The sequence below is a fragment of the Devosia sp. Root436 genome (assembly GCF_001426345.1).
Classification (GTDB): domain Bacteria; phylum Pseudomonadota; class Alphaproteobacteria; order Rhizobiales; family Devosiaceae; genus Devosia.
This window is the reverse complement of sequence record NZ_LMEM01000003.1, coordinates 25846-38493: the sequence shown is the minus strand read 5'-3', so window position 1 is coordinate 38493 and position 12648 is coordinate 25846. Positions and strand designations below refer to the sequence as shown.

Here is a 12648-nt window from a genome sequence, read left to right as displayed (position 1 = left end):
GACTTCGGCCAGCATTTCCATGGCGCGGCTTCGTCGGGATTCAGACGTTCCGATGCCATGGGCGGCCATGACTTCCGTGATCTGATCTCCCACGGTCATCAATGGATTAAGCGCCGATAGTGGATCCTGAAAGATCATGGAGACAACGCGACCGCGCAAACTGCGGAGTTCGCCGGGAGGCAGGCCCATTATGCTGCGGCCTTCAAGATCGACAGCGCCGCCGGCGACCCGGATCATCTTGGGCAGAAGGCCCATGATGGCATTGGCGGTGACCGACTTGCCCGAGCCGGATTCTCCTATGATGCACAGGATCTGGCCACGTTTGAGATCGAAGGACAGGTTCTCGACTGCATGCTGCCGTTCCATGCCCTCGGGCAAGCTGACGGTGAGATTGCGCACGGAAAGCGCCAAATCCTGGGTCGAAGCCGACTCTATAGACACGGTCATTGTGCTATCCTCTCGCCCCAGTGCATTGGGATCAATTTGCGACCCGGCACCTCGGCCCACACTAGGCAACAGAGTCGCATCGTCCATCTGGTGGCTCCAAGACATTGTTCTCCAGGCGGCTTGGGCTCCCACGAGAGGTGCCAACCGATCGCTCGTCTCCAAGGCGCCCTTTCCTCCTCAGGTGGACGCCTCAAGTTATGAGCAGTGTCACGCTCGCAAGCCCCACAGAGTCGCCGAAAGTGTGCCGCCGGGCAGCATGAAGTGCTAAATCCGCCGGGCCAGACAGCGGTTCGTCCTGTGACCCCGCCGAGAGGCACCAAGTCAGCCCGAATGGCGCTGGGAAGCGATGGGGCTTCCGGGTCTCCAGCCCGACGACCGCACATTCTGCCACGCATACAGGCATTAACAGCAGATAATTCTGACAGATAGCAATCGGCTGCCGCACGTTGCCGGGCAGGTGCGCTAGAATGACCGGAACAAAGCAGTTCCCATGCCCGCGCCCCTCCTACATATCGAGTCCAGCGCCGATCTGCCTCGAGAGGCGGACGTCGTCGTCATCGGTGGCGGCGTGGTGGGCGTATTCACCGCCTATTACTTGGCGCGCCGGGGCGTTCGGGTTGCTTTACTCGAAACGGGACGCGTCGCCGCCGAACAGTCGAGCCGGAACTGGGGCTGGTGCCGTCAGCAGAATCGCGACGCACGCGAACTACCGATGGCCACCAAGAGCCTCGAACTCTTGGATAATGTCGCAAAGGAAACCAGCGAAGACACAAGCTTCCGGCGCTGCGGGCTGCTCTATCTTTCCGACGATGAGAGCCAATTGGCCGCCTGGGCGAAATGGCGCGACTTTGCACGCACCGCCGGGGTCACCACGCATATGCTCTCCACCCGGGAGGCGAGCGAGCGGTCAGCGCCACCGGCCGCAGATGGAAGGGTGGTATGTTCTCACCTGATGGAACGGCCGACCCCTCACGCGCTGTGCCAGTTGCGGCGTGTGGCATCATGGCCGCGGGCGGCTCTGTGCAGTTCTGCGCTGCCCGGGGCATTGAGCTGAGCGCCGGACGGGTCAGCGAGGTGGTTACAAAAGCGGTCGCCACCACGACGGTGGTCATGGCAGGCGGCGCATGGGCTTCCTCCTTCTGTCATCAGCTCGACATCAGGTTTCCGTAGGCCTCCGTGCGCTCGTCGATCCTGGCGGTTGCACCGGGCATGCCCGAGCTGCCGGCCGCCCTCGCAGCGCCCGACGTTGCCGTGACGCGCCGCAGCAATGGCGGCTGTACAATGGCGATCAGCGCCGGGCGCGACGAATTGCAATGCGTGGCAGTGCGTGGCAGTGCGGCAAGGTTGTATGATGCAGGACCGGGGAGCATTTGGACCGACACACGACATCATTCCCCCGCGAGACGATTCACTGGACGGCTGTGCCGAATGCGTGAACAACTGGGAGGATGCTGCGCGGCGTCCTGTCGGTCGGTGAGTGCGGCAAACGCGGCGCGCCCGCCTACGGCAGCACCGCAGCCGGTTGCGCAGAGCCCCGCTGAGGAGCGTCGGAGCACGGATATTGGAGTGGGTACTGCTATGAAGCTCGAGAGGATCGACATCAGAATTTTGGCCGAACTGCAAAAGAACGGGCGGATTTCCAATGTCGAACTCGCCGAACTGGTCAACCTGTCACCCAGCCCCTGCCTGATGCGGGTCAAGAAACTGCAATCGGAAGGCTTCATTACCGGCTACAGCGCGCAGATCGACGTGGCAAAGCTGGGACAGACCTTGACCGTCTTCACGGAAATAACGCTCCGCAATCACCGCCCCATCGATTTCTCCCGCTTTCTCTCGACGGTTGAGAAGATCGATGCCGTGGTTGAGTGCCATCTGGTTTCGGGCGGATATGACTACCTGGTGAAATTCGTCACCGCCGGTATCAGCGAGTATCAGGCGATCATCGAACGGCTGATCGAGCTGGATCTCGGCATCGACAAGTATTTCACTTTCGTCGTTCTGAAGTCTCCCCTCGTAAAATCCCATGTGCCGCTGGAGAGCATTTTCACGGCTTGACGGCAATCGCACCAACCATCGAGCGGCGGAGCTGAGCGCGCGCGAAGCTGAGGCCACCGCGCGCTCGATCGTGATTATTCGTACACGCAGACGAAAATCTTGCGAACTGTTTCGATGGTGCGCCAGACGCCCACAAACCCTGGCTTCATCACGAAGCTGTCGCCGGCGCGGTATGTGCGGGTCTCGCCACCCTTCTCCTCGATCTCGATCACGCCGGACAGGATGTGGCAGAACTCGTACATCGTGCCCTTGCTCGAATGGGTAACGCCTGGTGTGGCCTCCCAGACCCCCGTGCGTATCTTGTCGCCCTTGTCGGAATCCTGTGGTCAGGACTTGAAGGCGGGGTCGCCGGAAATCAGGCGCCCGGCTTCGGGCTTGGCATGAGTGGGTTCGAAGGCGGGATTGGGGTCGATGGTCTTGAGAAGTGACATAGTAACGTTCCTTGCTAATAGCCGAGCCTGCGATCGACCAGTCCGATCGGTTCCTCACCGGCGCGGTGACGCCGGATGTTTTCCACCACCGTCCGCGCCGCGCTGTGCGGCTGCGTGACGGAGGCGATATGGGGGGTGATCAGCACCCGCGGATGTGACCAGAGCGGATGGTCGGGTGGCAGCGGCTCCGGATCGGTGACATCAAGCATGGCCGCGGAGAGCTGACCTGAGTTCAGCGCGGCGACCAGCGCCTCCTGGTCGAGATGCGGGCCCCGGCCGACATGCAGCAATTGCGACCCATGGGGCAGCCCTGCGAATAGCTGCGCATTGAGGATACCGCGGGTCTCCTGCGTCAACGGCAAGAGGCATATCAGGATGTCAGTCTGGGCGAGAAAGCCGCGCAGAGCCTCGGCCCCGTGAAAGCACGTGACCCCGTCAATACTCTTCGAGCTCCGGCTCCACCCGGCTATCGGGAACCCAAAGGGCTTGAGGCGCTCGATGGCCGCGTTAGCCAATACGCCCAATCCGAGAAAGCCCACCCGACGCTGGCTGGCCTGATGTGCCGGAAGCGGCTTCCACACGCGATCTTGCTGTTGCGCCCTATAGGAGGGCAACTGCCGGTGCAAGGCAAGTACGCCGAGCGCCACATACTCTTCCATCATGCGGATGATCCCCTCCTCGACCATACGCACCAGCTTGACGCCATCGGCCAGCCCCTCCCAGTTGAACTGGTCGACGCCGGCGCCGATCGAGAATAGCATTTCGAGGTTGCGGTAGCGCGCCAGGTCTGCGGGCACAGTCCAGGTGATGAGGTAGCGCACCGCTTCGGGATCGATGGAATCGGACGGCTCGAAGAACTGCAGATCGGGCACTTCGCGCGCGAAAACATCGCGAAAGACAGCAGCACGGGCCGCGTCGGAATTGAACAGGAATGCTGCCATGGGAGCGTCCTTTCCTTATGCGGCCAGCCGCGCGCCGAGGTTTTCGATCAGCGACTGGCAGGCGACGAGTTCGGTGGTTTCGATATATTCGTCGGGCTTGTGGGCGCGCCCGATATCGCCGGGGCCGCAAATGATCGCGTCGATGCCGGCCTGCTGGTAAAGCCCTGCCTCGGTGCCGTAGCTGACGGCCGGCAACACCTGTTGCTGCGTCAGGTCCGCAAGCAGCGATGACAGGGCGCTGTCCTTTGCCAGCGACAGCCCCGGATAGGTGGCAAGTTCGCGCCAAGCGATCTCGTACCCGCTCTCGCCCAGCGCAATCAGCGCAGCCTTTATTGGCTCGAGCAGCGCGGTTGGGCTGACACCCGGCACGGCGCGGAGCTCGATCTCGGCAACACAGCGGTCGGGAATGATGTTGACGGACTGACCGCCCTGCATCACACCAACCTGCACGGTCGAATAGGGTGGCTCGAACTGCAAATCCAGCGCCGCCCCTTCGAGCTGACGGCCATATTCGACAATCTGCGTAACGATACCTGCCATCGCGTGGACCGCGTTGAGCCCCAGGTCCGGACGGGAGGAGTGGCCAGACCTGCCGGTCACCTCCAGTCGCGCAGCGGCCTTGCCCTTGTGCGCCCGCACCGCCTGCATGCGGCTCGGCTCACCGATGATGGCGCCCAGTGGGCGCTCGCAGAGACCGGACAAGGCCGCGAGGAGGTGCGGGGCACCCCGACAACCGGCTTCCTCGTCATAGGAAAATGCAAAATGCATCGGCTGGCGCAGACCCTGCCTGGCGAGCACGGGCAGCGCAGCCAGGGCACAGGCGAGAAAGCCCTTCATGTCGCTTGTGCCGCGGCCAAAAAGCTTGGTTCCATCGCGGCGCAGCGCGAAGGGATCGCTGGTCCAGCCGACTTCCTGCGCCGGTACCACGTCCATGTGACCCGAGAGGATATAGCCCCTGCCCTGGCTGGGTCCGATGGTTGCAAACAGGTTGGCACGGTCGCCTTCGGGACCCGCGAGAACCGTGACCATAGCTCCATGAGACCGACAATAGGAGCTGATCCAGTCGACGATGGCATGGTTCGGCGTGCCGACGACGGTGGGAAACGCAACCAGCTTGGCGAGGATCTCCTCCGCGTTCATCCAGTCACCCTGCCTTGCATAAATTGTTGAATGCCGACAGCATGGGGGGTGGAACACAGTGTTCCCTGCCGAATGGCGCTTCGCTTCAGGCAAAGATTCCGAATTGCTGAGGGAAACCAGTCGAACCTGCCGACCTTCTCACGGCACTCTGCTGCAATAGCCTGAGGCAGCGCTGCAATATCCAGCGGATGTCATAACCTGCCGCTGGAATGGGACCCACGGCGAGATAGCGGATGAGTTGAATGCGACAATCGGTGCGGCTGAAGTCTTTCGAACTTGTCGCGCGCGACATCGCCGATGTTGACGTGCACCTGTTGCACGCACTGACTGCTTCAGTTGGCTGGCCGCATCGGCCCAAGGACTGGGACTTCCTGATCCGCGCCGGCAAAGGACTCGCCGCCATCGACGGGATCGGGAGGGTCTTCGGCACCGCCATGTGGTTTCCGCACGGCGAGGACTTCGCCACAGTGGGCCTGGTGGTCACCTCGCCGCGCACCCAGGCGCAGGGTGGTGGGCGCTGGCTGATGGACCATGTGCTTGAGCATTGCCGCGGGCGCGACCTGGCGCTCAACTCCACCCGGGCCGCCCATGGCCTCTACCTGTCGCTTGGCTTTGTCGATGAGGCATAGGTCCATATGCGTCAGGGTGAACTGGTTCGCAAGCTTCCGTCGCTTCCGCCCGTGAATGGCGAACTGAGCGCCCTTGGTACCGACCGGCTCGCGGAGATTCTGCCCATCGACAGCCTTGCCTTCGGCAGAAGCCGCGAAAGACTCCTGACCCTGCTGTCGGGGAATGCATCAATCTGCGTCTTGCGGCGCGGAGGCCAAATCGTCGGTTATTCGATGAAGCGCGATTTCGGACGCGGTTACGTCGTCGGCCCGGTTGCAGCGACCAATAGCGAGGACGCACTCCATCTCACCGCCGCCCACCTGGAAACCCTCAAGGGCCAGTTTGTTCGCGTCGATACTCGTGAAGGCGACGGTCCCTACGCGGCCTTTCTTGAGCAATGCGGACTCTCAGTTGCCGAGGTGGTGACCACCATGTCCAAGGGGCATCGCTTCCTCAACCGCCAGAAGGACGAACCTTGGTTCTATGGTCTTGCTGGTCACGCCTTGAGTTGATCAAGAAACGCCGCGGCGTTTGCGGCCAGATCATGGGCGACGAAGGATCGAACGCGTTCGTCCCGGAGCCACTCCGCCAGCATGCGAGCACCCCGCCCTAGCTCCCGGTCGCCCGCCTGAATGAGCCGTAGTGGCTGCCGTCAGCATCACATCACGCTGGGGGGGCACGAGGCGACCTCCCTCCACGTTATCGATCGCGGGCGCGTGCCGCTTCGATGCTGAGGAAATGGTGTTCATGGAAGCGCTCTTTTTTTGGGGCGGGGAACCGGAGCGAGGATGCGTTTGGCTACCCATCTCGACGTCGATCGCAGTGCCGATGGCGCGGCAAGCGCTGTGGTTCGCCAGTCTGCTGAAACTCGGCGACAAGGAAAGACCGGGCCTCCTGAGAGCCGGTCATCTTTGTCAGTCGAGGCCGCCGATGTGGAAGCTCTTGGTTTCGAGGTACTCCTCTATGCCGGCCTGTCCACCCTCGCGGCCGATGCCGGACTGCTTCACGCCGCCGAAGGGGGCCACTTCCATGGAAATGACGCCCGTGTTGAGTCCGACCATGCCGAACTCCAGGGCTTCGCCGACGCGCCAGGCGCGCTTGAGCCCCTGCGTGTAGAAATAGGCAGCCAGCCCAAAGGGTGTCCCGTTGGCGATCGCGATGGCCTCTGCTTCTGTGTCGAAGCGGAAGAGCGGCGCCACTGGCCCGAAGGTTTCCTCATTGGCCAGCAGCATGTCGGTATTGGCGTTAGCCAGGACCACGGGAGCCGCATAGTGGTCGCCATCGGGCAGCGCTGGTCGCGTCCCCAATATGCTTGCGCCCTTGGCCAGCGCATCTTCGATATGCCGCTCGATCTTGTCGATGGCGGCCCGGTTGATCATCGGGCCGATCTGCGTGCCGTCTTCGGCGCCCGGGCCGACCTTGAGCGCGGAGACCCGCGCTGCCAGCCGCTCGGCGAAGGCATCATAGACGCCGCTCTGCACCAGGATGCGGTTGGCGCAGACGCAGGTCTGGCCGCCATTGCGGAACTTGGATGTCATGACTCCTTCGACGGCCATGTCGATGTCGGCATCGTCGAAGACGATGAACGGGGCGTTCCCGCCGAGCTCCAGGCTGAGCCTCTTGATGCTGTCCGCCGATTGACGCATCAACAAGGCACCGACGCGGGTCGAGCCGGTGAAGGAGATCTTGCGCACCGCCGTGTTGCCGGTCAGTTCGGCACCGATCTCAGCCGGCAGGCCGGTGACGACATTGACGACGCCACTGGGGATACCGGCGCGCTGCGCAAGCACGGCCAAGGCCAGGGCTGAATAGGGCGTGAACTCCGAGGGCTTGATCACAGTGGTGCATCCCGCGGCAATGGCCGGAGCGACCTTGCGGGTGATCATGGCGGCCGGGAAATTCCAGGGCGTGACGATGCCCGCGACGCCCACAGGTTCCTTGAGCACCAGGATGCGCCGGTCCGCTTGCGCCGCCGGGATGGTCGTGCCGCCAATGCGCCGAGCTTCCTCGGCATACCACTTGACGAAGGAGGCGGTGTAGACGATTTCGCCCCGCGCCTCGGCCAGTGGCTTGCCCTGCTCTAGCGTCATGATGCGCGCCAGGTCTTCCTGGTGGTCGAGGATCAGGCCGTACCACTTCTCCAGCATGGCCGCGCGCGCCGCATGGCTGGTGCGCCGGAAGCTGGCAAAGGCCTTTTCGGCCGCTTCGATAGCCCGCCGGGTCTCGTCGCGGCCGAGATCGGGAATTGTGCCAATAGTCCTGCCGCTGGCGGGATCGACCACATCAACGGTCTTGCCGGAGGCGGCGTCGATCCAGTTGCCATCGATAAGGGCCTGCTGGCGGAACAGGTCGGGGTCGGTCAGTGCGGTCATTTCGTGCTCCATGTCAGTGCAGGGCCGTTAGGACGGCTCGGGTGATATCATCTGTCTTGTGCTCGCCGGGGACCGTGCCCATCCCCCGCGCGGTAATGGCTTCTATGGCTTGCATGATGCGAGCGGCCGCATCGGTTTCGCCCAGGTGGTCCAGCATCATCGAGGCAGACCAGATCGCAGCAATGGGATTGGCGATGCCGAGATGGGCAATGTCAGGCGCAGAGCCATGGACCGGCTCGAACATGGATAGCGTGCTGCGATCCGGATTGAGATTTGCGGATGCTGCGAAGCCGAGTCCTCCCTGGATCGCAGCGCCCAGATCCGTCAGCACGTCGCCGAAGAGGTTCGAGGCGACCACCACATCCAGCGTTTCCGGCGCCATCACCATGCGGGCCGCCATGGCGTCGATGTGATAGCTCGTCACTTCCACATCGCTGTATTCGCGCGCCAGTTCGTGGGTCACTTCGTCCCAGAAGACCATCGAGTGCCGCTGGGCATTGGACTTGGTGACCGAGGCCAGCTTGCCGCGCCGACGGCGGGCCTGCTCGAAGCCGAAGCGCAGGATACGTTCGACACCCTTGCGGGTGAAGATGGCGGTTTCGACAGCGACCTCGTCTTCGGTTCCCTGATGCACGCGCCCGCCGGCGCCTGAATATTCACCCTCGGTGTTCTCACGTACGCAAAGGATGTCGAACTCGGATTTCCTCAGCGGCCCCTCCACGCCCGGCAACAGCCGATGGGGCCGGATGTTGGCATATTGCCGAAAGGCCTTGCGGATGGGCAGCAACAGTCCGTGCAGCGAGATGGAATCGGGGACCTTCCTTGGCCAGCCAACAGCACCCAGCAGGATAGCGTCGCGGCCGCGCAGGATTTCCACGCCGTCCTCCGGCATCATGGCGCCGGTTTCCAGGTAATGGTCGCATGACCATGGCAGGCGCGTGGCATGCACCGTGAAATCCGCGCCGCGTGCGACAGCCTCGACCACCTGCCAGGCAGCCTCCGTAACGGCTGGTCCGATTCCGTCACCGGGGATGAGCGCTATGGAATAGGTCTTCATCTTACTCACAATGCGGATGCTCCTGGTCGTGTGTTCGGCCTGGTACCGCAAGCACATCGGGAGGTGCAGGAGCGATCTGGTCAGGTCCATCATCGGCTCTCGGCGCGGCATGTTGCGCTGAAAGCACTGCTACCGACGGCATATCTCTTTGAATTTGCATGCCTGGGCACCGGGCCGTGCGCCAGGGCCCCTGATCGCCGACCTGGCGGCGAAATGTCCACGTCCGCACAGCAGGGCCGAAGCGCGTCTCCGAAAAGAAATATGATGCAAATACTCTTGTTTTCTGCCGGACGGGCGCCTAAAGCAGCCGCGCCGACTGCTTCAGACCGATTTCAAACGCGCAAGAAAACACCATGTCATCCACCAGAGTCCTTACTGCAACGCTCGCCATGGCCCTTTGCGCCAACGCGACGCCGACCTTCGCCGCTTCCACCACCTACCCCCTGACGATCGAGAACTGCGGCGTCTCGGTAACCTTCGACAAGGCCCCGGAGCGGGCCGTCGCCCTGGGCCAGAACAGTGCCGAGATCATGCTGTTGCTCGGGCTTGAAGACCGGATGGTGGGAACCGCATTCTGGCCGACGAAAGTTCTGCCCGAACTGCAGGAAGCCAGCGACAGCGTCAAATTGCTGAGTGTCGAAACGCCTAGCCTAGAGTCGGTTCTAGCCGAGGACCCCGACTTCGTTTCGGCACAACTGCCCATCCTGATGGGTCCGGACAGCAAGGTCGCCCAGCGCGAGGACTTCGATCGCCTCGGCATTGGCAACTATCTCGCACCCGGAATCTGCGCAGTGACTAACGACACCAAGGACGCCTATGGCAGCCGCGACTACCTCTGGAGCATGGATTATGTCTATCAGGAGATCGACGAATTGGCGCAGATCTTCGACGTGCAAGACCGCGGTCAGTCGCTGATCGCTGAGTTCAAGGCCCGCGAGGCAGCGCTGCGCGCGCGCGTCGGCACCGAGGCTGCTGACCTTTCCTATGTCTTCTGGTTTTCCAGTCCCTCGCCCGCCGATGACGCATATCTGGGTGGCAAGAACGGCGCCTCGGGCTTCATTGCCGACCTGCTTGGCGGGCACAATGCCATCGACACCGAGGCTGAATGGCCGACTGTGAGCTGGGAAGGCATCATGGCTACCAACCCAGACGTGATCGTGGTTGGTGAGTCCGATCGCAATCGCTGGGAACTCGACAGGGCCGAAAACAAGATCGCCTTCCTCAACTCCGATCCGGCGGTGAGCCAGCTCGATGCTGTCAAGAAGGGTCGTGTCGTGATGATGCAGGCGTCGGCGATGAACCCGACCATTCGCACCATTTACGGCGCCGAAGAAGTGGCTGATCAGCTGGAAAAGCTTGGTCTCGCCAAGTGAACGCGACGACTGACAAAACATGGGAACACGCCGGTCTCGGCCTGTTCATCACATTGGGTGGGTTGCTTTTGCTGCTGACCATAGCGGCAGGCACCGGGATCGGCGAGATGTCTATTTCGATCGAGACCACCTTCGCCGCAATGACCAACAAGATTGGCTGGTCGGCAGTCGCGCTCAACCCCATCCAGGAAAGCGTGATTTGGGACTACCGGCTGAGCCGAGCGCTGGTCGGTGCCTGCTGCGGCGCAGGTCTTGCGGTAAGCGGGGCCGTTTTGCAATCGCTGTTGCGCAACCCCTTGGCCGAGCCATACGTGCTGGGCATCTCGGCGGGTGCCTCCACCGGCGCCGTCAGCATCATCATTCTAGGTGTCGGCGTCGGAACGGTCACGCTTTCTGCCGGCGCGTTCGTGGGTGCCTTCGTCGCCTTTGCCTTTGTGGCATTGCTCTCCCACGGCGCGCGCGGCGGGGCCAGCAAGACAATTCTGGCGGGCGTTGCGGCCTCGCAGTTGTTCAATGCCTTGACCTCCTACGTGGTGACGACCTCAGGCAATGCGCAGCAGACGCGCGACGTCATGTTCTGGCTGCTGGGCAGTTTTGGAGGCGTGCGCTGGCCTGAGTTTCAACTCATCCTGATCGTCGTGGTCATCGGCTTTTTGATATGCATGTACTTCGCCAGCGCGCTCGATGCATTCGCATTTGGAGACGATGCTGCCGCCTCACTCGGTATTCCCGTCAACATCGTCCGCATTGCCCTCTTCGCCACCACGGCGCTGATGACGGCAACGATCGTCTCCATGGTCGGCTCGATCGGTTTCGTCGGTCTCGTGGTGCCGCATGGGGCGCGCTTCATCGTCGGCCACAATCACATTCGACTGCTTCCGACCTGCATGGTGGCCGGTGGCATTTTCATGGTGTTGGCGGACATCACATCGCGGGTCGTTCTGCCCCAGCAGGTTCTGCCCATCGGCGTGGTGACGGCGTTGGTCGGCGTACCCGCCTTCTCGATCATTCTCTATCGGGCAAAGAGCACGACATGAGCATTAGGGCAGAGAACCTGGTCTGGTCCGTAGGCAAGATCAGGATTATCGATGGGGTGTCCCTCTCGGTACGGCCCGGCAAGGTCCTGGGCGTGCTCGGGCCGAACGGATCGGGCAAGTCGTCGCTACTGCGTCTGCTGGCGGGGTTACGGCGACCGGCCGGTGGACAGGTCTTTCTTGAAGAACGCGATCTCCGGACAATTGGGCGAGGCGCCTTGGCCCGACGCATGGCGCTGGTCGAGCAGCAAGCAACGACCGAGGCCAATGTGCGGGTGCGAGACGTGGTCAGCCTCGGTCGTATCCCGCACCGCTCTCCATTCAGCGGCTGGAGCCAGGGTGACGAGGCAGCCGTCAACGCGGCCCTGGATCGGGTAGGCATGCGGGAGCGCGCTCACAGAACATGGCACAGCCTCTCAGGCGGTGAACGCCAGCGCGTGCATCTGGCGCGCGCGCTGGCACAAGCACCCCGCGAACTACTGCTGGACGAGCCGACCAATCACCTCGATATTCAACACCAGATCGCGCTGCTGAAGCTGGTCGGCGAGCTCGCTCTAACCACCATAGTCGCACTACATGACATCAATCATGCTGCCATGTTCTGCGACCAGCTTCTGATCCTCGACGGGGGCAGACTCGTGGCTCAGGGCACGCCGGAGGCGGTTTTGAGCGAGGCTCTCATGCGGCAGGTCTTCCGCGTGGAAGCCCGGATTGAATCCAGCCCACACCACGGAAGACCTCATATCCACTACATGATATAGTCTCTCAGCCGGCCCGGGGCCCTCACCCCGTTACAGACTCCGGATATCCGGGTCGGCCAAGGTCAGATCGAGGACCGTGCGGGTCCGCTCGACAATGGCGTCAATGTCCGCTTCTGTGCAGCAGAGCGGCGGTGCAAAGCCCAGCACACCCTGCGCAAAGGCGCGGATGATAAGACCGTTATCCCAAGCGCGATCGAAAATGCGCCGGCCAGGCTCGGCGGCGCCGGGCAAAGGCGTCTTCGCGCCCTTGTCCGTCACAAGCTCCACGGCCGCCAGCATGCCGCGGCCACGGACGTCGCTGACAAGGGGAATAGGTGAAGCCGTGCCCCACGGGTGAAGCGCCGGCGCCGTCGGGCAGCGCCGTCGGCGTTTAGTACTGCATGCGCCCGCGCGGCCCTCACGGCATTCCGCCGTGCGGACTCTCTCGA

The 12648-nt window shown here is 62.7% G+C and carries 9 protein-coding genes and 4 pseudogenes; 6 read left to right on the top strand and 7 right to left on the bottom strand.

Translation table 11 applies throughout. The annotated features are described in order from the left end of the window. The coding region (locus tag ASD04_RS04810; protein ID WP_156461121.1) for an ATP-binding cassette domain-containing protein at positions 1–447 on the bottom strand (447 nt) is incomplete at its 3' end. A 490-nt stretch (positions 448–937) separates the two neighbouring features. Here ASD04_RS04810 and ASD04_RS04805 point away from each other — a divergent pair. Continuing rightward, positions 938–1749 (top strand): annotated as a pseudogene (locus tag ASD04_RS04805) (FAD-dependent oxidoreductase); the annotation flags it as partial. Positions 1750–2025: 276 nt separating this feature from the next. Beyond that, positions 2026–2502 (top strand): Lrp/AsnC family transcriptional regulator, encoded by a 477-nt coding sequence (locus ASD04_RS04800; RefSeq protein ID WP_056253372.1) that lies wholly within the window; start codon positions 2026–2028, stop codon positions 2500–2502. Between the two features lie 74 nt (positions 2503–2576). Here ASD04_RS04800 and ASD04_RS04795 read toward each other — a convergent pair. The 3 genes and pseudogenes from ASD04_RS04795 to argE all read right to left on the bottom strand — a co-directional run bounded on the left by ASD04_RS04795 (position 2577) and on the right by argE (position 5014). Continuing rightward, positions 2577–2933 (bottom strand): annotated as a pseudogene (locus ASD04_RS04795) (cupin domain-containing protein). Positions 2934–2947: 14 nt separating this feature from the next. Next, positions 2948–3874 carry a glyoxylate/hydroxypyruvate reductase A gene (locus tag ASD04_RS04790; protein WP_056253363.1) on the bottom strand — a complete coding sequence of 309 codons (927 nt, stop codon included), beginning with the start codon at positions 3872–3874 and terminating at the stop codon, positions 2948–2950. A gap of 15 nt (positions 3875–3889) precedes the next feature. Next, positions 3890–5014 carry an acetylornithine deacetylase gene (gene argE, locus ASD04_RS04785; RefSeq protein WP_056253359.1) on the bottom strand — a complete coding sequence of 375 codons (1125 nt, stop codon included), beginning with the start codon at positions 5012–5014 and terminating at the stop codon, positions 3890–3892. Between the two features lie 242 nt (positions 5015–5256). Here argE and ASD04_RS04780 point away from each other — a divergent pair. Further along, positions 5257–6135: pseudogene (locus ASD04_RS04780) on the top strand (GNAT family N-acetyltransferase). Between the two features lie 402 nt (positions 6136–6537). Here the strand turns inward: ASD04_RS04780 and ASD04_RS04775 are convergent. Both ASD04_RS04775 and ASD04_RS04770 read right to left on the bottom strand, forming a co-directional pair. After that, positions 6538–7995, bottom strand: coding sequence for an NAD-dependent succinate-semialdehyde dehydrogenase (locus tag ASD04_RS04775; protein ID WP_056253356.1), 1458 nt, complete (start codon positions 7993–7995; stop codon positions 6538–6540). A gap of 13 nt (positions 7996–8008) precedes the next feature. After that, the gene (locus tag ASD04_RS04770; RefSeq protein ID WP_056253354.1) at positions 8009–9052 is read right to left on the bottom strand and encodes a tartrate dehydrogenase; all 1044 of its coding nucleotides are present in this window, start codon (positions 9050–9052) and stop codon (positions 8009–8011) included. A gap of 353 nt (positions 9053–9405) precedes the next feature. On the opposite strand from ASD04_RS04770, the gene ASD04_RS04765 reads away from it, so the two are divergent. From ASD04_RS04765 to ASD04_RS04755, 3 genes are read left to right on the top strand one after another with little or no spacing between them, the layout of a single operon-like run. Further along, positions 9406–10425: an ABC transporter substrate-binding protein gene (locus ASD04_RS04765; RefSeq protein ID WP_056253351.1), complete on the top strand. Its 1020-nt coding sequence runs from the start codon at positions 9406–9408 to the stop codon at positions 10423–10425. Between the two features lie 41 nt (positions 10426–10466). Further along, positions 10467–11462: an iron ABC transporter permease gene (locus ASD04_RS04760; protein WP_056253369.1), complete on the top strand. Its 996-nt coding sequence runs from the start codon at positions 10467–10469 to the stop codon at positions 11460–11462. Then, entirely contained in the window at positions 11459–12220 is a 762-nt protein-coding gene (locus ASD04_RS04755) for an ABC transporter ATP-binding protein (RefSeq protein ID WP_056253349.1), read from the top strand. Before ASD04_RS04760 ends, ASD04_RS04755 begins: the two co-directional genes overlap by 4 nt. A gap of 30 nt (positions 12221–12250) precedes the next feature. Here ASD04_RS04755 and ASD04_RS04750 read toward each other — a convergent pair. After that, positions 12251–12578 (bottom strand): annotated as a pseudogene (locus tag ASD04_RS04750) (aminotransferase class III-fold pyridoxal phosphate-dependent enzyme); the annotation flags it as partial. Between the last annotated feature and the right edge of the window lie 70 nt (positions 12579–12648).

What these genes read in the sequence shown, in the direction of transcription:
- ASD04_RS04770 (WP_056253354.1), bottom strand. Translation starts at nt 9,052, where the DNA reads ATGAAGACCTATTCCATAGCGCTCATCCCCGGTGACGGAATCGGACCA.
- argE (WP_056253359.1), bottom strand. Translation starts at nt 5,014, where the DNA reads ATGAACGCGGAGGAGATCCTCGCCAAGCTGGTTGCGTTTCCCACCGTC.
- ASD04_RS04755 (WP_056253349.1), top strand. Translation starts at nt 11,459, where the DNA reads ATGAGCATTAGGGCAGAGAACCTGGTCTGGTCCGTAGGCAAGATCAGG.
- ASD04_RS04800 (WP_056253372.1), top strand. Translation starts at nt 2,026, where the DNA reads ATGAAGCTCGAGAGGATCGACATCAGAATTTTGGCCGAACTGCAAAAG.
- ASD04_RS04790 (WP_056253363.1), bottom strand. Translation starts at nt 3,874, where the DNA reads ATGGCAGCATTCCTGTTCAATTCCGACGCGGCCCGTGCTGCTGTCTTT.
- ASD04_RS04765 (WP_056253351.1), top strand. Translation starts at nt 9,406, where the DNA reads ATGTCATCCACCAGAGTCCTTACTGCAACGCTCGCCATGGCCCTTTGC.
- ASD04_RS04775 (WP_056253356.1), bottom strand. Translation starts at nt 7,995, where the DNA reads ATGACCGCACTGACCGACCCCGACCTGTTCCGCCAGCAGGCCCTTATC.